Here is a 17,219-nt window from a genome sequence, read left to right as displayed (position 1 = left end):
AGGCCGCCGCATACAGGGGGCGCGGCCCGCTGGCAAGGGGCGGGGGGCCGGATGCAGGCGCGGCGGGCGGGGCGCGCAGGGTGGGGCGGCGCGCGCGGCGGCGCAGCCGGCGCTCCGCCCGCGAACGGGGGGCGCGGCCCCCCTTGAGCGGGCGGAGACGCCCGGCGGTCGGGGCCTTGGCCGCGCGCCTTGCCGCCCGCATCCCCGCGCGGCCCGGCGCCCGCTTGCCATGGCGCGGCGCGGCCCCCACTCTGCCCGGCCTGATCCGCAATCCACGAGGAGCCGCCATGTTCGTCGCCATGAACCGTTTCCAGGTCAAGGAGGGCCGCGAGGCCGAGTTCGAGGCCATCTGGAAGGGCCGCGACAGCCGCCTGCACGAGCTGGAGGGCTTCGTGTCCTTCCACCTGCTGCGCGGCCCGACCGAGGAGGGGCTGACGCTCTACGCCTCGCACACGATCTGGAAGGCCCGCGCGGATTTCGAGGCGTGGACGAAGTCGGAGCAGTTCCGCGCCGCGCACAAGGGCGCGGGGACCAGCCGGGACATCTATGCCGGGCCGCCGAAATTCGAGGGGTTCGAGGCCGTGGCGGGCGGCGAGGGCGTGCGGGCCGAAGACTGAAGCGCCGCCGCGAGGGGGCCGGGCGCGCGCCGTCGGGCGGCGCGTCGGCCCCGGCGGAGGGCGTCTCCGCCCGCTCAGGGGGGGCAGGCCCCCCGTTCGCAGGCGGAGCGTCGGCTGCGCCGCCGCGGGCGCGGTCCCGGAGCGGGCGCGCCGGGCGCCCACGCGAAAACGCCCCGCGGCGAGGGCCGCGGGGCGTTTGCATGTCCCGGGATGCGGGTCCGAAGGGGGGGCGGCGGGCCGCCCCCTTGGGCGTCAGCCCTCGCCGCCCGGCAGCATCCCGAGGGCCTGCATGTAGAGGTCGAGCATCGCCTCTTCCTCGGTGCGTTCCTCGGGCTTCTTCTTGCGCAGCGCGACGATCTTGCGGAGGGTCTTCACGTCGAAGCCGTTGCCCTTGGCCTCGGCATAGACCTCCTTGATCTGCTCGGCGACCTCCTTCTTCTCCTCTTCAAGCCGCTCGATGCGCTCGACGATGCTGCGCAGCTGGCTGGCGTGGACGGTGGTGGTGGAGAAGCTGTCGTCGTCATCGACCATGGGATAGGCCTCCGGGCAGGGCGGGCGCGTCGGGGCGCCGGAAGGGGTTTCGGCAGGGGTGCGGGCAGGGCGCGGACGCTAGCCGCAGAGCGCGCCGCGGGCAAGCCCCGGCGGGCGTGGAAGGGGGCGCGGCCCCGCGCCGGGGCGACGCGGCGCGGGGAAGCGGGGACGCGGGGGGCGGGTCACTCCTGCGGGCGGACCTTCTCGAAGGTCGCCAGCTTCTCGGCCGAGGCCTCGGACTGGTGCTTGTCGCGCCACTGCTCGTAGGGCTCGCCATAGACGATCTCGCGCGCCTCGGCCTTGTCCACCTCGACCCCGCGCTCGGCGGCGGCTTCCTGCCACCAGCGCGACAGGCAGTTGCGGCAAAAGCCCGACAGGTTCATCAGGTCGATGTTCTGCACGTCCGGGCGCTCCTCCAGCAGGTGCTGGCGCAGGCGGCGGAACACGGCGGCCTCGATCTCGGTGCGCTGGGCGTCGGAGAGGTCGGCGGGAAGGGGGGCGTCGGTCATCGGATCCTCCTGTGCGCGGCGCCCGGGACGGGGCGCGCGGTTTTCCCCCATGTAGCGCCTGCGGGCGCGGAAGGGGAGGGGGGCGGCGGGCCGGGTCAGGCGGCGGGCGCCCCGGCGGCGGCGGCGTCTTCCATCCGCGCGATGGCGGCGGGGATGGCGCGGGCGAGGATGTCGGCCCATCGCTCCTGCCCCGCATCGTCGGCGATCAGGTCGTTGCGCACCTCGATCAGCGCGTGGGGCAGGCCGCGCTTTGTGCCGTGCTCCCACATCGTGTCGCCCTGGAGGTGGCCGGTATAGGGCTCGTTGTCGCCGACCACGAGGCCCGGCTCGTCGCGCAGCAGCTCGATCAACGGGCCGGCGATGCGCGCGTCCTCGTCCCACAGCACCCCGGCATGCCAGGGCCGCGGCGGGCGGTTCTTCAGCTGCGGCGTGTAGGAATGGATCGAGATGATGGCGGGCCGGGGCGACGCGTAGCTTGCGCCCTCGAGCCGTTCCTGCGCGCGGGTGATCATGGTGCGGATGGCGCCGTGATAGGGCCGGTGCCAGGCGCCGAGCCGCGCCGCCACCTCCTGCCCCGTCGCGTGGCGGTTGGCGGGGATGACCGAGCCGTCATAGAGGCGCATGACCAGCGTCGGGTCGTCCTCGCCCCGGTTCGGGTCGATCACGAGCCGCGAGAAGGTGGAGAGCGCGGCGGGCGCGTTCAGCCGCTGCGCCAGCTTCAGCGTCAGCCCGCGGGCGCCGACGTCATAGGCGATGTGCCGGGCCATGTCCTCGGGCGGCAGGCCGAGATCGCCGCCGTTCACCTCGCGCGGGACGGCGTTCGAGGCGTGATCGCACAGCAGCAGCAGGGCGGGGTCGCCGTCCTCGTTGGCGATCTCGTAGGCGGGCATCGAGGGCATGGGGCGCTCCGGTCGGGCAGGGAAGGGGGCGGGGGCTGGGCGGCTGCCCGGTTGGAACATACCGCGCGCGGGGCGGGGGGCAAGGCGGCGCCCCGCCGCCTGCCCCCCGCGCGGGGCGCCGCCGCGCCGGCGTCCCGGATCCTGCCGCGATAATGAATGCAGGGCGAAAGCATGTGACCCCCCGCCGCGCGCATCCGCAGCAATCTTGCCCCCTTTTCAATCCCCTGCGCGGGCGCGGCCTGCTATATCTTGGGGCGGCCCGACATTCGCGCCCGCCCCCGGCTTGCCCGGAGGAGGGGCGCCCCCGCACGACCCGAGGGGACGTGCGCCGCTTCCGGCGCCGCCCTCCCGCCACAGACACCTCATCCAAAGAGGATCCCATGCGACGCCGCAGACACGTCAAGATCGTCGCCACCCTGGGCCCCGCGTCCTCCTCCCGCGCAACCATCCGCAGCCTGTTCGAAGCGGGCGCGGACGTGTTCCGCCTCAACATGTCCCACGGACAGCACGAGGAGATCGCCGAGCGGCACCGGATCATCCGCGAGATCGAGCACGAGCTGAACCGCCCGATCTGCATCCTCGCCGACCTGCAGGGGCCCAAGCTCCGCGTCGGCACGTTCAAGGACGGCCCGCAGGAGCTGAAGGCCGGCGACGCCTTCCGCCTCGACCTCGACGAAGCCGAGGGCGACGCGACCCGCGTGCGCCTGCCGCATCCCGAGATCTTCGAGGCGCTGGAGCCCGGCGCGCGCCTGCTGGTCAATGACGGCGCCATCCGCCTGCGCGTCACCCGCTGCGACGACATGTCGGCCGATTGCGAGGTCGAGGTCGGCGGCGTCATCTCCGACCGCAAGGGCGTCAACGTCCCCGACGTCGTGCTGCCGATCCCCGCGCTGACCGACAAGGACCGCAAGGACCTCGAATTCGTCTGCGGCCTCGGGGTCGACTGGCTCGCCATGTCCTTCGTGCAGCGCCCCGAGGACGTGATCGAGTGCAAGCAGCTCGCCGCCGGGCGCGCCGCCGTGGTCGCCAAGATCGAGAAGCCCGCCGCCGTCGCCGCGATCGACCCGATCCTGGACGAGGCGGACGGCATCATGGTCGCCCGCGGCGATCTCGGCGTCGAGATGCCGATCACCCAGGTGCCGCCGATCCAGCGCCGCCTGCTCGCCGCCTGCCGCGAGCGGGGCAAGCCGGTGATCGTCGCCACCCAGATGCTCGAGAGCATGATCAACGCGCCGGTCCCGACCCGCGCCGAGGTCTCGGACGTCGCCACCGCCATCTATCACGGCGCCGACGCGGTGATGCTCTCGGCCGAATCCGCCGCCGGCAAGTTCCCGGTCGAAGCGGTGAAGACGATGAACGACGTGGCGGTGGAGGTCGAGCACGACCCCTACTGGCGCGAGCGGATGGAGGCCACGCGCTCCAAGTCGCGCACCCGGGTGAACGACGCCATCGTCGCCGCCGCGCGCGAGGTGGCCGAGACCACCGAGGTCGCCGCGATCTGCTGCTTCACGCATCACGGCACCACCGCGATCCTGTCCGCGCGCGAACGCCCGCGGGTGCCGATCGTGGCGCTGACCCCGTTCCTGGCCACCGCGCGGCGGCTCGGCCTCGTCTGGGGCCTGCACTGCATCCACACCCACGAGGTGGAGCGCTTCAAGCTCGCCGTCGTCTCGGCCGCCCGCGCGGCGCGCGAGGCCGGCTTCGCGGGCGAGGAGGACCGAATCGTCGTGATCGCGGGCATCCCGTTCAACACGCCCGGCTCGACCAACATCTTGCGGGTCGCGCCCTGCCGTGAAAAGCTGATCTTCGAGGGGGAGCCGGAGTAACGCCCCCGCAGACCGCGCGCGTCTTCCCGCCCCCGGACTGCGGGGCGGGGAGGCGCGCGTGACTGCGTTTCAGAGTTTTCTCGTCATCGGCTGCATTCTCGTCGTCATCGGCGGGCTGCAATCGGTCCGCAGACAGGTGGACGGAGAGGGCGCGGGCTCCGCGCTCGTGGTCCTCGGCCTCGGCGGCGCGGCCCTTCTCTACGCCCATTTCGGATCGCCCCACGGGGTCAGCCTGCCCGCCATCGTCTCGGCCTTCGCGGCCCTGGCGCGGGAGCTGCAGGCGCTGGCGCGCTAGGGCGGCGGCGCCCCGCCGGGACCACTGCTGCACGCCGTCTCCCGGCCCCGCGCAGGACCCCCCCCCCCCGGGCCCCCTTGCCATCGCCCCGCCGCTCCTGTATCAGCGCGGCTCCGAACCGGGTCGGCCGGCCGTAAGGGCTGCCGCGTCGTCCCAGAACCGCGCCCCCGGGCGCGCATCCGGATAACGGAGTGTCAAATGCCCAAGATGAAGACGAAGTCGAGCGCCAAGAAGCGCTTCAAGATCAGCGCCAGCGGCAAGGTCATCGGCGGCCAGGCCGGCAAGCGCCACGGCATGATCAAGCGGACGAACAAGTTCATCCGCCAGGCCCGCGGCACCACCGTGCTGGCCGAGGCCGACGCCAAGATCGTCAAGGGCTTCCTGCCCTACGGTCGTTGATCCCACGCTGATCTAGAGGAGTTTCAAGCATGTCCCGAGTGAAGCGCGGCGTCACCGCCCACGCCCGTCACAAGAAAGTCCGCGACGCCGCCAAAGGCTATTACGGCCGTCGCAAGAACGTCTTCCGCGTCGCCACCCAGGCGGTCGACAAGGCGCTGCAGTACCAGACCCGCGACCGCAAGGCGCGCAAGCGGACCTTCCGCGCGCTCTGGATCCAGCGCATCAACGCCGGCGTGCGCGCCGTCGACGCGGACATGACCTACTCGACCTTCATCAACGGCCTGAACAAGGCCGGCATCGAGGTCGACCGCAAGGTCCTGTCCGACCTCGCCATCCGCGAGCCCGCCGCCTTCGCGGCGATCGTGGCCCAGGCGAAGGCCGCCCTCTGAGGCGCCGTGCCGGGGCTTCGGCCCGCGGCGTGAAGAACAAGGCCCGGCGCGAGCGATCGCGCCGGGCCTTTTCGATTCTCCTCCCCTCCGCCGGGAAAGGACCGCGCATGGATCCCGTCCTCGTCATCCTCTCGGGCCGGTCGGGCGTGGGCAAGAGCGCCGCGGCGCGGGCGCTGGCGGCGCGGACGGGGGCCTTCTGGCTGCGGATCGACAGCATCGAGGACGCGCTGCGGAGCTGTTCGCTGAAGCTGACCCGGATCGAGGACGCGGGCTATGCCGCGGCGATGGCGGCGGCGCGCGACAACCTCTCCCTCGGGCGCATCGTCATCGCCGACATGGTCAACCCGTGGGAGCTGACCCGCGACGCCTGGCGCGGCGTCGCCGCCGAGGCCGGGGCGCGGGCGCTGGACGTGGAGATCCTCTGCTCGGATGAGGCCGAGCATCGCCGCCGGGTCGAGACCCGCCGCGCGGCGACAGGCGGGGGCCCGGACTGGCACGCCGTGCTGGCGCGGGACTATCGCCCCCATGCCCGCCCCGTGCTGCGGATCGACGCCGCCGCGCTGACGCCGCACCAGGCCGCCGCGCGGATCGCGGCGGCCCTTACGCCCCCATCTTCTTCCACGCCTTGAACTTCCAACGGTTCGGCAGCGCGTTCAGCGCCCGCAGGAACCAGGCGAAGCGGCGGGGGAACACGATCTCGAAGCCCGGGCGCTCCAGCCCCGCGACGATCCGGTCCGCGGCCTCCCCGGGCTGCATCAGGAACGGCATCTCGAAGTCGTTGACCTTCGTCGCCTCGGTCTCCACGAAGCCGGGGTTCACGACCGAGATCCGCACCCCGAGCTCCACCAGGTCCAGCGCCAGCGATTCCGCCATCGCGATCAGCCCCGCCTTGGTGGCCGAGTAGGCGCAGGCCTCGGGCAGCCCGCCATAGCCCGCCACCGAGGCGGTCAGCGCGACGTGCCCCTTGCCGCGCGCGATCATCGCCTTGAGCACGGGGTCGAGCCCGTTGGCAACGCCGCCGAGGTTCACGTCGAACATCAGCCGCGCTACCGCCGCGTCGAACTCCTGCGCCTTCATCGGCTTGTAGACCCCGGCGTTGAGCAGCACGAGCGCCAGCGGGGCCTCGGCCTCGATCTGCTCCACGATCTCGGCCATCCGGGCGCGGTCGGTCACGTCGCCCGGGCGGGGGATGATCCTGCCGGGACGCTCGGCGGCGAGCGCCTCCAGCGCCTCGGGGTCGCGGGCGGTGACATGGACGGTCCAGCCGCGATCCACCAGCCGCAGGGTCACGGCCCGGCCGATCCCGGCCGAGCCGCCGGTGATCCAGGCGTGGCCGTCCGCGGGGCGGGCGATCTGGTCGAACACGGACATGAAACCTCCTTGGTTCGGCGCCGCGATGGGGCGGCGCGCGCTGCGGTCGGCCCCACGAGGTGGGGCGATGGCGCGCGAATTCGAGACGGGCGGGCAGGGTGGGGGGCGTGCGGGCCGCGGCGCGCCCCCCACCCCCCCCGCGTCGGGGCGTCAGGTTTCGCCCAGCCGCGGCAGCTCTCCCGCCAGGACGCGCGGCGCGATGGCGGCCTGCTCGCCGCCCGCCTCGAAGGCGCTGCCGACCCACTCGTCCCCGGCGTAGTACAGCTCCAGCTCCAGCTCGCCGGTCACCAGCCAGCGCTCGGCGGCGATCGGCCCGCGCGGGCCGTCCACCTGGACCGCGCCGGTGGTGGCGCAGGCGACCTTCAGCGGGACGCCCGTCTGGGTGCTGATCCAGGTGCGCCGCCGGGTGAAGTCCTTGGACCAGTAGCTGGTGGGGACGCAGAACCGGTCGAGCGTCCCCTCGAACCCGCTGCCGTCGACCCGCAACCGCTCGCCCTCGGCCCGCGCGCGCACGAAGCCCGCCTCGCCGTCATCGTCGCTGGAGGCGTCGAGCGCGACCAGCCGCCCGCCCTGCCACAGCTCGGTCGAGGACAGGGTGTAGCGATAGGCGGCGATGCCGAGGAAGCGCACGGCGATGTCGATCTCGGTCCGCGCCTCGATCCCCTCCGGGGTCCGGCGCACGGACAGCCGCTGGGCGCCGACCTCGTCGCTGCCGCGCAGGATCGCGAAGCGGCGGTCGGACGCGGCGAGGGCGGCGGGCGGCGTCAGCGCGACGCAGCAGGTCCCCGCCAGGAAGGCGCGACGGTCGAGGATCATGGGATCGGCTCCGGCAACGGTCTGTCTGCGGGGAATACGCAGGGCCGGGCCGGGCGGATCATCGGGTCTCGCAAAACCGTGAAGGCGGCGTCAATCACACGTAAGACGTGCGGCCCGCCCGCGTCATTCCGCCAGGAGGTTGAGCGCGCGCGAGAACGGGCCGGTGAAGCGCAGCTTGCCGGTGTTGACCACGAAGCAGATGCACTGCCCCTCGTCCAGGATCCGCGGGCGGTGGTCGACCTCGGGGGTCGCCAGCGCGACGTCGCCGCGCCGGTAGACCTGGCCTCGTTCCTCGAGCGCGCCGGACAGGACCAGCGTCGCCTCCACCCCTTCATGGGTGTGCGAGAAGATCGGCGCCCCGGGGCGGGCGCGCAGCATCGACACTTCCTCTCCCTCGAACCCGTCGAACACGGCCTCCGAGAGGCCGGGCAGGCGGAACGACCAGGGCGCCGTGGTCTCGTCCACCCCCAGCGCCTCGCGCAGGCAGGCGGGCATGACGCTGTCGGCCGCCGCGCGGCGGCCCGGCGGGGGCAGGATGTCGTCGGGGGCCGCGGCGGCGGGAAGCTGCGCCGCGCCGTCGAGCATGGCCAGCGCCGCGTCCAGCGACGGCGGGGCGACGGTGAGCGGCGCCGCGTCTTCGAGCAGCGCGCCGCACACGCTTTCATAGGCCGCGACGCGGGCGCGTGCGGCGGGCGAGAAGGTCAGCTGGGCGGCCGCGAGCAGCGCCATGCCCGGGGGCAGGGCGCCGGAGGCGTATCCGGCCAGGATCTCGTCGTGCAGAACCGCGTGGTTCATGCGCGTCTCGTCGCTCCTCTCTCTTCTCCGGCGGCGCGCCGGGGCGCGCGCCGGATCCCGCCGGGGCGGGGCTTCGCGGGGCCGGGACGGGGCGCGGATGCGCCCGGATCCCCGGCGCCGGACGCGCTGCGCGCCCGGCGCCCCCATCCGCCTCCGCTTCGGGATGCGGCGGGGGGCAAGCTGCGCCTCGCTCCGACTTCTCGGCTGTGATACGCCGCGCGGACCTTCCCGGATCACCCGCGGGGAGTCGCTTTTCGACTTTTCGTGCGAAAAGCGATCCTGCGGGCGGGCCGCGCCAGTCCCATGGATTTCGTCATGCCACAGCCGCCTTTCTTCTTCTACGGGTCTTTGCAAGCGCCGGAACTGCTTTCCATTGTGGCCGGACGTCCCGCCGAGACGCTGGAGCTGACCCCCGCCACCCTGGACGGCTTCGCCGCGGTGCACGTGCTGGACGAGGCGTTCCCCTGCCTGGTGGAGCGCGAGGGCGCCGCCGCGCAGGGCGCGATCATGGCCGCGCGCGACGAGGCCGAGGCCGCCCGGCTGGTGTTCTTCGAGGACGAGGAGGAGTTCGAGCTGCGCCCCGTCGCCGTGCGCACCGCCGATGGCGCGGTGGAGGCGCAGGCCTTCTTCCCGCGCGCCAGGCTCGCCCCCGGCCCGGACTGGTCCTACGAGGACTGGCGCAACACCGACCGGCCGCTGATGCTTGAATGCGCGGCCGAGATCATGGCGCTCTACGAGCAGGGCGTGGACTGGTCCGACCTGTCGATGTGGCCCGGCATCAAGAACCGCGCCCGCGCCCGGGTGCGCGCGGGGCGCGAGAACGCCGCCCGCGCCGAGGGCGCGCCCCCCGTCGGCGCCGAAGCGGTGATGGAGAACCCGCCCAGGCGGGCGGTGACCGAGACGCTCACCCGCCCCTATGCCTCCTATTTCGGGATCGAGGCGATGGAGGTGCGGCACGAGACCTTCGGGGGCGGGTTGTCCGCCCCCCTGACGCGCGCCGCCTTCGTCTCCGGCGACGCCGTCACCGTGCTGCCCTACGACCCGGCGCGCGACGAGGTGCTGCTGATCGCCCAGTGGCGCGCCGGGCCGCACGCGCGCGGCGACGCCCATCCCTGGCCCCTGGAAGTGATCGCCGGGCGGCTCGACGCGGACGAATCCGCCGAGGCCGCGGCGCGGCGCGAGGCGCTGGAGGAGGCGGGGCTGGAGCTGGACGCGGTGGAGCCCGTCGGCGGCTACTACCCCTCGCCCGGCGTGATGGCCGAGCATATCACCTCCTACATCGCCGTCGCCGACCTGTCGGAGGCCGGGGGCGTGCACGGGCTCGAGGAAGAGGGCGAGGACATCGCCGCGATCCGCCTCGGCTTCGACGAGGCGATGGCGCTGCTGGACCGGGGCGCGGTGAACTCGGCCACTGCGATGATCTCGCTGCTGCAGCTGGCGCGTCGGCGCGAGGCGCTGCGGGAGGCGGCGGGCTGAGGCCCCTCTCCGCCCTGCGCGCCTGGCCCCCGGGGCGTCCGCCTGGTGAACGTGCGTCCTCGGGCGGCGGCCTGCTTGGTTCAACGCCGGAGAAATGGTCTTTGCGCCGCCGCACCGGCGGGAAAAACGCCCGCGACTCCCGCCGCGCGCGAAGCAGCGTCCCGCATCCGGCGGGGCCGCGATTGCCTCCGGGGCGCGGGGCGCCTATGACTCCATGCGACGGGGCCGCCGCGGCCCCCTCGCGCCAGGAAGGAGACCCGGGATGGCCGTGTACAAGGACCTCGCCGACGCGGTCGGCAAAACGCCGCTCATCAAGCTGCGCAAGGCGTCCGAGCTGACGGGCTGCGAGATCCTGGGCAAGGCGGAGTTCATGAACCCCGGCCAGTCCGTGAAGGACCGCGCCGCGCTGTGGATCATCCGCGACGCCGAGGCGAAGGGCCTGCTGCGGCCCGGCGGCACCATCGTCGAGGGCACCGCGGGCAATACCGGCATCGGCCTGGCGCTGGTGGGCGCGTCGCTCGGCTACAAGACCGTGATCGTGATCCCCGAGACCCAGAGCCAGGAGAAGAAGGACATGCTTCGCCTGGCCGGGGCGGAGCTGGTGGAGGTCCCCGCGGCCCCCTACCGCAACCCCAACAACTACGTGCGCTACTCGGGCCGCCTCGCGGCCGAGCTGGCGAAGACCGAACCGAACGGCGCCATCTGGGCGAACCAGTTCGACAACACCGCCAACCGCCAGGCCCATATCGACGCCACCGCGCCCGAGATCTGGGAGCAGACGAACGGCAAGGTCGACGGCTTCATCTGCGCCGTCGGCTCGGGCGGCACGCTGGCGGGCGTGGCCGCGGGGCTGCGCGCGAAGAACCCGAACATCGCCATCGGCCTCGCCGATCCGATGGGCGCCGCGCTCTACTCCTACTACACCACCGGGGAATTCGCCTCCGAGGGCGGCTCGATCACCGAGGGCATCGGCCAGGGCCGCATCACCGCCAACCTCGAGGGGCTGACCGTCGATCACCCGTTCCAGATCCCGGACGAGGAGGCGCTGCCGATCGTCTTCGACCTGCTGCAGGAAGAGGGGCTCTGCCTCGGCGGGTCCTCGGGCGTGAACGTGGCGGGCGCGATCCGGCTGGCGAAGGAACTTGGCCCGGGCAAGACCATCGTCACGGTGCTGTGCGATTACGGCAACCGCTACGCCTCCAAGCTCTTCAACCCCGCCTTCCTGCGCGAAAAGGGCCTGCCGACGCCCGACTGGCTGGAAGAGGCGGCGAAGCGCGCGGACATCCCGAAGGTGTTCGAGGAGGCCTGAGCGGCCCGCGCCCGGGGCGCGATGAATTGAGAAACGGGGGCGCGGCCTGCGAAGGCCGCGCCCCTTTTGCGTGCAGGGGCTGCGGCGGGCGCCCGCAGCACGGGTTTCCGGCGCGATCCGGGGTTTGACCCGGGCGCGAAACGCTTCATCCTTGGCACGGACACTTTGTTTGCAGGAACGAGCGACACAATGAGAATTCTTCGCGCATCGTCGACGGCGGCCCTGGCCCTCGTCGCGGCGCTGGGCGTCTGCGCCCCGTCCCTTATCGCCCCGTCGACCGGGGCCCTGGCCCAGACGGCCGAGACCGCGGCCCCGGCCCCCGCCGCGCCGGTGCGCGGCATCGCCACCGGGCAGGGCGGCGTCTCGGAGCTGCCCGCCGCCGCGCCGCTGGAGGCCATCGGCGCCGCGGTCGAGGAAGCCGCCCAGGCCGCCGCCGCCGAGGCCGCGTCGCCGACCGAGATCGTCGCGCCCGACGCCGACGCCGCCGCGGAAACCGACGCCGGGGCCGCTGCGTCCGACGCCGCCGCCACGCCCGCCGACGCCGCCCCGGCCGACGCGGCGACCGCCGAGGCCCCCTCGGGCGGCCAGGCCGGCACCCAGGAGGCCCGCGCCGCCGCCGCCGAGGAAGCCGCCGCCGAGGCTGAGGCCGCCGCGCAGGCCGCCGCCCCCACCGGTCCGCCAACCGAGGCCGAGCTGGCCGAGGTGCTCAGCATCGCCGCCGCCTCCAACCCGGCCCTGTCCGAGGAGCGCACCGCCGAGGTCCGCGCCCGGATCAAGGAGTGGGAGGCGAGCGCCGCCCGCGCCGCCGACGCGGTGAACGAGGGCCGCGCCTCGACCCCCGCCATGGAGCTTCTGCGCGAGCGGCTGACCGAGGACCGCGCCGCCGCGACCGAGCTCGCCCGCCAGGCCCGCGTCGCGGGCGACCCGCTGCGCGCCCAGCTCGAGGCCCTCGGCCCGGCGCCCGAAAACGGCGAGGAGCCGCGGGAGACCGCCGCCGAGCGCCAGACGCTCGAGACGCTGATCGCGCAGCTTGATTCGCGCGCGCGGCAGGGCGACCTCGCCGCCGCCCGCGCCGACGCCCTGATCAGCCAGATCGACGGGCTGATCCGAGACCGCTTCGCCGAACAGCTCGCCACCCGCGGGCCGACCCCGTTCAACCCCGCCGCCTGGACCGGCGCGCTCGAGGGGCCGCTCGACTTCGCGCACCACGTCGCGGGCGAGCTGACCGAGGCGCTGAACGATCCCGTCCGGCAGAAGGAGCGCGAGGCGCGCGTGCCGCTGTTCATCGCCGCGGTGCTGCTGGCGCTGGGCATCGGCGTCTTCGCCCGCCGCCGCGTGGTCGCGGCGCTGGAGCGCGCGGCCCCCGAGGATGCGGGCCGCGGCCGTCTCGTGGCCGTCGGCGCGCTGATCGCCGTCACCCGGCTGATCGCCCCCGCCGCGGCGCTGGCGCTGTGCTACTTCGGCCTGATCTATGGCGATTTCCTCGGCCGCCGGGGGATCGAGCTTCTGAACTACACCGCCATGGGCCTCGGCGTGCTGATCGCCGGGCACGCCATCGGGCGGGCCTATTACTCGCCCTCCGCCCCGCGCTTCCGTCACTCGGTGCTCGGCGACGCCGAGGCGAGCCGCGGCGCGATCTGCGCGCTGGGCCTCGGGACCGCCTATGCCGCCGACCAGATCCTGGTCGGCGCGGGCGAGGCCTTCGGCTACAGCCAGGAGGTGCTCGCGGTCCTGAACCTGTGCGTGCTGCTGTTCGGCGCGGTGTTCATGTGGGGCCTCGCGGGCCTCGTGGCGCCCAAGGGCGACGCGGCCAAGGCCGAGGCGGACAAGCCCGGCGAGGACGACATCGCCGCCTACCAGCGCCCGGCGGACGAGGACGAGGCCCCCGCGCTGGGCCGGCGCCTGCTGAAGCTCGGGTCCTTCTTCATGCGCGCCGTGGCGCTGGGGTCGGTCGCGGCCTCGCTGGCCGGGTACTTCGCCGCCTCGCGCTACGCCTTCTTCCCGACGGTGATGACCGTGGGGCTGCTGGCGGCGGGCGTGCTTCTGTTCACCATGATCCGCGACGGCGTCGAGGGCTATCTCTCGGACGGCGACGAGGGCGAGGCGGGCGGGGCCGAGGGCGCCCCCGCGGCGGGCGGCCTGCGGCTGATCCCGATCTTCGCGGGCTTCGTCATCATCCTCGCGCTGCTGCCGGAGCTGGCGCTGATCTGGGGCGCGCGGCCCGCGGATCTCGGGGAAGCCTGGGGGGTGATCTCGGGCGGGATCCAGATGGGCGAGTCCCGGATCGCGCCGGTGGACTTCCTGACCTTCGCGCTGGTGTTCCTGGCGGTCTACACGATCATGCGGCTGCTGCAGTCGGTGCTGCGCCGCTCGGTGCTGCCGAACACGCGGCTCGATTCCGGCGCGCGCAACGCGATCGCCAGCTTCGCGGGCTACGCCGGCTTCGCCATCGCCGCGCTCTCGGCGATCTCGGCCGCGGGGCTTGACCTCAGCTCGCTCGCCATCGTCGCCGGCGCCCTGTCGGTCGGCATCGGTTTCGGCCTGCAGAACGTGGTCAACAACTTCGTCTCGGGGATCATCCTGCTGGTCGAACGGCCCATCAAGGTCGGCGACTGGATCGTGGTGAACGGCACCCACGGCACGGTGAAGAAGATCTCGGTCCGCGCGACCGAGATCGAGACCTTCGACCGCGCCGCCTACATCGTGCCGAACGGCGACCTGATCTCCTCTCCGGTCATGAACATGACCCATGGCAACAATGTCGGCCGCCTGATGGTGCCCGTCGGCGTCGCCTATGGCGCGGACGTGGAGAAGGTGCGCGACATCCTCGAGGAGGTGTCGACCACGCATTCGGCGGTGCTGCGCTACCCGGCCCCTCAGATCCTGTTCCTGGAGTTCGGCGCCGACAGCCTGAACTTCGAGATCCGCTGCATCCTGCGCGACATCGGCCAGGTCCTGGCGGTGAAGTCGCACATGCATTTCGAGATCGAGCGCCGTTTCCGCGAGGCGGGGATCGAGATTCCCTTCGCGCAGCGCGACCTGCACGTGCGCAACCCCGAGGCGCTCGGCTCGGCCATCGGCAAGGGCGTGGTCGACGCGATGGAGACCGCGTTCTCGGCCGGCGCCGCGCCGGTCTCGGGCGGCGGGACGCAGGGCGGCGGCGGCGCGCCGCTGAGCCCGGCCCGCCCCGCCGCCCCGAAGCCGCCCGAGACCGATCCGCGCCCGGTCGGGGAGCGCGGCCCGGACCAGGACGGCGACGCCGACGGCGACGGCGAAGCGGGAGAGGCGCGATGACCGGGGAGACGACCGCGATGGCGACGCAGCCCCTGTTCCGCGAGGACGCCTACCTGAAGGAGGCCGCGGCGGTGGTGACCGCGCTGACGCCCGAGGGGGGGATCGTGCTCGACCGCTCGATCTTCTACCCGGCGGGCGGCGGCCAGCCCGGCGACCGCGGGCGGCTCGACTGGGAGGGCGGCGGCTGCGACGTCGCCACCACCGTGAAGGGCGGCGAGGTGGACGGCAACGTGCTGGTCCCGGCCGAGGGCTCGGCCCTGCCCGAGGTGGGGACGGCGGTGCGCCAGTCGCTGGACTGGGCGTTCCGCTGGGGCTGCATGAGGATCCACACCGGCCTGCACCTTCTGTCGGTGGCGATCCCGCTGCCCGTGACGGGCGGCCAGATCGGCCCGGAGAAGGGGCGGCTCGACTTCGACATGCCGGACGCCCCGGACAAGGAGGCGGTGCAGGCGGCGCTCGATGCGCTGGTCGCCGGGGACCACGTGGTGAGCGAGGAGTGGATCACGGACGAGGAGCTCGACGCCAATCCGGGGCTGGTGAAGACCATGTCGGTGCAGCCGCCGCGCGGCTCGGGGCGGATCCGGCTGGTGCGGATCGGGTCGGGGGACGCGACGGTGGACCTCCAGCCCTGCGGCGGCACCCATGTGCGCCGGACCGGGGAGATCGGCGCGCTGCGGGTCGGCAAGGTCGAGAAGAAGGGCAAGCAGAACCGGCGGGTGGCGATTCACCTCGGCTGAGGTCGGCGCCCGCCCGGGGCCCCTTCGGGGGCCCCGCGCCCTGCGCCTTCGCGCGCCGCTCCGGGCGTGGCGCGAGGTGGTCCGTGACGGGGAAACGAAAAAGGCCGACCCCGCGGGGTCGGCCTTTTCTTCTGCGGCTCTCGTCTCCCCCTCCGGGGGCGGCGGATCCATTCCTGGGAGGGGAATGGTGGGCGCGGCTGGGATTGAACCAGCGACCCCTTCGATGTCAACGAAGTGCTCTCCCACTGAGCTACGCGCCCGCCGGTGCAGCGGTGGATATAGGGGGCGGCGACCGGCGTCAAGCGCCCTTGCGCAGGTTTTTTCGCGCCGCCCCGAAGTTTTTTCCGCCGCCCGCGAACCCGCTTCCGGCACGGGTTTCCAGGGGCGTCCGAACGGCGTCAGAGACCGCCCAGGAACGCCTCGGTCAGCGCCGTGTTGGGGCGCGAAAACCCCTCGATCACGTCGAAATGGTTGCGCCCCGGCGCCTCGGCGAAGGCGGTGAGGGCGCCGAGCCCGCGCCACGCATTGGCCAGCAGCGCCGACTGGCGGCGGAACTCCGGCAGCTCGTCGCCGCCGACCCAGGCCAGCAGGCGGGTGTTCGGGGCGGGGCGCAGCAGCGCGGGCGATTCCGCGGCGGCCTCTGCCTCGGACAGGCGCAGCTCGGGGCCCACCCCCGCGGCCAGCAGCGGGCGCAGGTCATGCACCCCCGAGACGGTCACGCAGCGCGCGATCCGCTCGGCCACCCCCGGCGGGTGGCGCTGGTCGGCGCAGACCATGCGGGCGGCGAGGTGCCCGCCCGCGGAATGGCCCGCCAGCGCGATGCAGCCCTCGGGGACCGTGACCGCGGCGGCGGCGACGAAGCGGGCGGCGGCGCGGGTGATGGCGCTGACCGGCGTTCCGGGCGCGAGGGGATAGGAGGGCAGGGCGGCGGCCCAGCCGCGCGCCACGGCCCCGGCGGCGAGATGCGAGAACAGCGTGCGGTCGAACCGCATCCACCAGCCGCCATGGATGAACAGCGCCAGCCCCCGCGGCGCGCCCTCGGGCAGGAACAAATCGAACTTCTCGCGCGCGCCGTCGCCGTAGGGGCGGTCGAGCCGCGCGCGCCCGGCGGCGGCCATCTCGGCGCGGAAGGCGGGGGCGTCGCGCTCCCACTCCGCCAGGATGCCGTCGAATTCGGGCACCGCGCCGCGGTTGTCATAGGCCGCGTCCCAGTCGCCGACGCCCAGAAGGCGCCCGTCGAAGGACCCGGCCCCCGGAACGCAGGCCGCCGCCGACCCGGTTCGGGGCGCGGCGGCGGCGTGGATATGCGTTACGTTGGTCATCTCTCGCCGGTCTCCCGCGTGGCTGCGCCGGGTCCTGCGGACCGGGGGCGGCGTGCAGGATCCGGCTGTCGGAACCGGGCGCGTCCGGCGCGCCCGGTCCTCCGACTGTATCCCGGGTCGAAACCCGGAACCTTGCGCCAGATCAGATGTTGTCTTCGATCCACGATTTCAGCGCCGACTTCGGACGGGCGCCCGACAGGTTGGCGCTGACCTGGCCGTCCTTGAACAGCAGCAGCGTGGGGATGCCGCGGATGCCGTAGCGGGCGGCGGCGTTGGGGTTGTCGTCGACGTTGAGCTTGACGATCTTCACCTTGCCCGAGAGCTCTTCCGAGATTTCCTCGAGCGACGGGCCGATCTGTTTGCAGGGGCCGCACCACTCGGCCCAGAAATCCACGACGACGGGGGCGTCGGCGGAGATCACGTTTTCTTCGAAGCTGGAATCGGTGACGGGGGACGTGGCCATCTCGGCTCTCCTGTTCAGGGTGTCGGGGCCGCCGCGCGGGCCCCTGGGGGCGGGCGCGGCGGCTTGTTCCATGGGCGCCGCCTTGCAGCGGCCGGGCCGGTGCAGCCCGTTCGGGGCAAAAGTATGGACGGCAGGTATTGGGGTCAAGGTCGCCGGAAAGCGGCGCCCATT

The 17,219-nt window shown here is 73.5% G+C and carries 18 protein-coding genes and 1 tRNA gene; 10 read left to right on the top strand and 9 right to left on the bottom strand.

Going from position 1 to position 17,219, the window contains the following annotated elements; translation table 11 throughout:
* Window positions 1-287 precede the first annotated feature (287 nt).
* The gene (locus tag ACQ5SO_RS06575; protein ID WP_430940786.1) at window positions 288-617 is read left to right on the top strand and encodes an antibiotic biosynthesis monooxygenase family protein; all 330 of its coding nucleotides are present in this window, start codon (window positions 288-290) and stop codon (window positions 615-617) included.
* Window positions 618-869: 252 nt separating this feature from the next.
* On the opposite strand, the gene ACQ5SO_RS06570 is transcribed toward ACQ5SO_RS06575, so the two are convergent.
* From ACQ5SO_RS06570 to ACQ5SO_RS06560, 3 genes are all read right to left on the bottom strand, one after another.
* The gene (locus tag ACQ5SO_RS06570) at window positions 870-1,148 is read right to left on the bottom strand and encodes a DUF2312 domain-containing protein (protein WP_430940785.1); all 279 of its coding nucleotides are present in this window, start codon (window positions 1,146-1,148) and stop codon (window positions 870-872) included.
* A gap of 182 nt (window positions 1,149-1,330) precedes the next feature.
* Entirely contained in the window at window positions 1,331-1,657 is a 327-nt protein-coding gene (locus ACQ5SO_RS06565) for a DUF1244 domain-containing protein (RefSeq protein WP_430940784.1), read from the bottom strand.
* Between the two features lie 95 nt (window positions 1,658-1,752).
* Complete coding sequence (locus ACQ5SO_RS06560) at window positions 1,753-2,556, bottom strand: N-formylglutamate amidohydrolase (protein WP_430940783.1); 804 nt, start codon at window positions 2,554-2,556, stop codon at window positions 1,753-1,755.
* Window positions 2,557-2,936: 380 nt separating this feature from the next.
* On the opposite strand from ACQ5SO_RS06560, the gene pyk reads away from it, so the two are divergent.
* The 5 genes from pyk (at window position 2,937) to ACQ5SO_RS06535 (ending at window position 6,094) form a co-directional block, all read left to right on the top strand.
* On the top strand, window positions 2,937-4,382 hold the full coding sequence (pyk, locus tag ACQ5SO_RS06555; protein WP_430940782.1) for a pyruvate kinase: 1,446 nt from the start codon (window positions 2,937-2,939) through the stop codon (window positions 4,380-4,382).
* 58 nt (window positions 4,383-4,440) lie between these two features.
* Window positions 4,441-4,677 carry a hypothetical protein gene (locus tag ACQ5SO_RS06550; RefSeq protein WP_430940781.1) on the top strand — a complete coding sequence of 79 codons (237 nt, stop codon included), beginning with the start codon at window positions 4,441-4,443 and terminating at the stop codon, window positions 4,675-4,677.
* 198 nt (window positions 4,678-4,875) lie between these two features.
* Window positions 4,876-5,076 (top strand): 50S ribosomal protein L35, encoded by a 201-nt coding sequence (gene rpmI, locus ACQ5SO_RS06545; RefSeq protein WP_430940780.1) that lies wholly within the window; start codon window positions 4,876-4,878, stop codon window positions 5,074-5,076.
* A gap of 29 nt (window positions 5,077-5,105) precedes the next feature.
* Window positions 5,106-5,465, top strand: coding sequence for a 50S ribosomal protein L20 (rplT, locus tag ACQ5SO_RS06540; RefSeq protein WP_430940779.1), 360 nt, complete (start codon window positions 5,106-5,108; stop codon window positions 5,463-5,465).
* Window positions 5,466-5,572: 107 nt separating this feature from the next.
* Complete coding sequence (locus ACQ5SO_RS06535; protein WP_430940778.1) at window positions 5,573-6,094, top strand: AAA family ATPase; 522 nt, start codon at window positions 5,573-5,575, stop codon at window positions 6,092-6,094.
* Here the strand turns inward: ACQ5SO_RS06535 and ACQ5SO_RS06530 are convergent.
* The 3 genes from ACQ5SO_RS06530 to ACQ5SO_RS06520 all read right to left on the bottom strand — a co-directional run bounded on the left by ACQ5SO_RS06530 (window position 6,066) and on the right by ACQ5SO_RS06520 (window position 8,447).
* Complete coding sequence (locus ACQ5SO_RS06530) at window positions 6,066-6,836, bottom strand: SDR family NAD(P)-dependent oxidoreductase (protein ID WP_430940777.1); 771 nt, start codon at window positions 6,834-6,836, stop codon at window positions 6,066-6,068. The genes ACQ5SO_RS06535 and ACQ5SO_RS06530 overlap by 29 nt on opposite strands.
* 150 nt (window positions 6,837-6,986) lie before the next feature.
* On the bottom strand, window positions 6,987-7,652 hold the full coding sequence (locus ACQ5SO_RS06525) for a DUF6134 family protein (protein ID WP_430940776.1): 666 nt from the start codon (window positions 7,650-7,652) through the stop codon (window positions 6,987-6,989).
* 123 nt (window positions 7,653-7,775) lie between these two features.
* Window positions 7,776-8,447, bottom strand: coding sequence for a ChrR family anti-sigma-E factor (locus tag ACQ5SO_RS06520; RefSeq protein ID WP_430940775.1), 672 nt, complete (start codon window positions 8,445-8,447; stop codon window positions 7,776-7,778).
* Between the two features lie 303 nt (window positions 8,448-8,750).
* Here ACQ5SO_RS06520 and ACQ5SO_RS06515 point away from each other — a divergent pair, with 303 nt between their 5' ends.
* The 4 genes from ACQ5SO_RS06515 (at window position 8,751) to ACQ5SO_RS06500 (ending at window position 15,263) form a co-directional block, all read left to right on the top strand.
* A complete protein-coding gene (locus ACQ5SO_RS06515; RefSeq protein WP_430940774.1) occupies window positions 8,751-9,923 on the top strand; it encodes an NUDIX domain-containing protein in 1,173 nt (390 codons plus the stop codon).
* A gap of 262 nt (window positions 9,924-10,185) precedes the next feature.
* The gene (locus tag ACQ5SO_RS06510) at window positions 10,186-11,232 is read left to right on the top strand and encodes a cysteine synthase A (protein WP_430940773.1); all 1,047 of its coding nucleotides are present in this window, start codon (window positions 10,186-10,188) and stop codon (window positions 11,230-11,232) included.
* A 189-nt stretch (window positions 11,233-11,421) separates the two neighbouring features.
* Entirely contained in the window at window positions 11,422-14,526 is a 3,105-nt protein-coding gene (locus ACQ5SO_RS06505) for a DUF3772 domain-containing protein (RefSeq protein ID WP_430940772.1), read from the top strand.
* Window positions 14,523-15,263, top strand: coding sequence for an alanyl-tRNA editing protein (locus ACQ5SO_RS06500; protein ID WP_430940771.1), 741 nt, complete (start codon window positions 14,523-14,525; stop codon window positions 15,261-15,263). The genes ACQ5SO_RS06505 and ACQ5SO_RS06500 overlap by 4 nt, the downstream gene beginning before the upstream one ends.
* 185 nt (window positions 15,264-15,448) lie before the next feature.
* On the opposite strand, the gene ACQ5SO_RS06495 is transcribed toward ACQ5SO_RS06500, so the two are convergent.
* From ACQ5SO_RS06495 to trxA, 3 genes are all read right to left on the bottom strand, one after another.
* A tRNA-Val gene (locus tag ACQ5SO_RS06495) sits at window positions 15,449-15,523 on the bottom strand.
* Window positions 15,524-15,661: 138 nt separating this feature from the next.
* Complete coding sequence (locus ACQ5SO_RS06490; RefSeq protein WP_430940770.1) at window positions 15,662-16,585, bottom strand: alpha/beta hydrolase; 924 nt, start codon at window positions 16,583-16,585, stop codon at window positions 15,662-15,664.
* A 142-nt stretch (window positions 16,586-16,727) separates the two neighbouring features.
* On the bottom strand, window positions 16,728-17,048 hold the full coding sequence (gene trxA, locus ACQ5SO_RS06485) for a thioredoxin (RefSeq protein WP_430940769.1): 321 nt from the start codon (window positions 17,046-17,048) through the stop codon (window positions 16,728-16,730).
* Window positions 17,049-17,219: the final 171 nt, after the last annotated feature.

Source organism: Rhodovulum sp. DZ06 (assembly GCF_050586345.1).
Taxonomy (GTDB): domain Bacteria; phylum Pseudomonadota; class Alphaproteobacteria; order Rhodobacterales; family Rhodobacteraceae; genus JBOCEF01.
The sequence above is the reverse complement of the archived record's forward strand: the minus strand, read 5'-3'. Positions and strand labels throughout refer to the sequence as shown.

What these genes read in the sequence shown, in the direction of transcription:
- trxA (WP_430940769.1), bottom strand. Translation starts at nt 17,048, where the DNA reads ATGGCCACGTCCCCCGTCACCGATTCCAGCTTCGAAGAAAACGTGATC.
- pyk (WP_430940782.1), top strand. Translation starts at nt 2,937, where the DNA reads ATGCGACGCCGCAGACACGTCAAGATCGTCGCCACCCTGGGCCCCGCG.
- ACQ5SO_RS06565 (WP_430940784.1), bottom strand. Translation starts at nt 1,657, where the DNA reads ATGACCGACGCCCCCCTTCCCGCCGACCTCTCCGACGCCCAGCGCACC.
- ACQ5SO_RS06520 (WP_430940775.1), bottom strand. Translation starts at nt 8,447, where the DNA reads ATGAACCACGCGGTTCTGCACGACGAGATCCTGGCCGGATACGCCTCC.
- rpmI (WP_430940780.1), top strand. Translation starts at nt 4,876, where the DNA reads ATGCCCAAGATGAAGACGAAGTCGAGCGCCAAGAAGCGCTTCAAGATC.
- ACQ5SO_RS06510 (WP_430940773.1), top strand. Translation starts at nt 10,186, where the DNA reads ATGGCCGTGTACAAGGACCTCGCCGACGCGGTCGGCAAAACGCCGCTC.
- ACQ5SO_RS06575 (WP_430940786.1), top strand. Translation starts at nt 288, where the DNA reads ATGTTCGTCGCCATGAACCGTTTCCAGGTCAAGGAGGGCCGCGAGGCC.
- ACQ5SO_RS06570 (WP_430940785.1), bottom strand. Translation starts at nt 1,148, where the DNA reads ATGGTCGATGACGACGACAGCTTCTCCACCACCACCGTCCACGCCAGC.
- ACQ5SO_RS06535 (WP_430940778.1), top strand. Translation starts at nt 5,573, where the DNA reads ATGGATCCCGTCCTCGTCATCCTCTCGGGCCGGTCGGGCGTGGGCAAG.
- ACQ5SO_RS06505 (WP_430940772.1), top strand. Translation starts at nt 11,422, where the DNA reads ATGAGAATTCTTCGCGCATCGTCGACGGCGGCCCTGGCCCTCGTCGCG.
- ACQ5SO_RS06490 (WP_430940770.1), bottom strand. Translation starts at nt 16,585, where the DNA reads ATGACCAACGTAACGCATATCCACGCCGCCGCCGCGCCCCGAACCGGG.
- ACQ5SO_RS06560 (WP_430940783.1), bottom strand. Translation starts at nt 2,556, where the DNA reads ATGCCCTCGATGCCCGCCTACGAGATCGCCAACGAGGACGGCGACCCC.
- rplT (WP_430940779.1), top strand. Translation starts at nt 5,106, where the DNA reads ATGTCCCGAGTGAAGCGCGGCGTCACCGCCCACGCCCGTCACAAGAAA.
- ACQ5SO_RS06515 (WP_430940774.1), top strand. Translation starts at nt 8,751, where the DNA reads ATGGATTTCGTCATGCCACAGCCGCCTTTCTTCTTCTACGGGTCTTTG.
- ACQ5SO_RS06500 (WP_430940771.1), top strand. Translation starts at nt 14,523, where the DNA reads ATGACCGGGGAGACGACCGCGATGGCGACGCAGCCCCTGTTCCGCGAG.
- ACQ5SO_RS06530 (WP_430940777.1), bottom strand. Translation starts at nt 6,836, where the DNA reads ATGTCCGTGTTCGACCAGATCGCCCGCCCCGCGGACGGCCACGCCTGG.
- ACQ5SO_RS06525 (WP_430940776.1), bottom strand. Translation starts at nt 7,652, where the DNA reads ATGATCCTCGACCGTCGCGCCTTCCTGGCGGGGACCTGCTGCGTCGCG.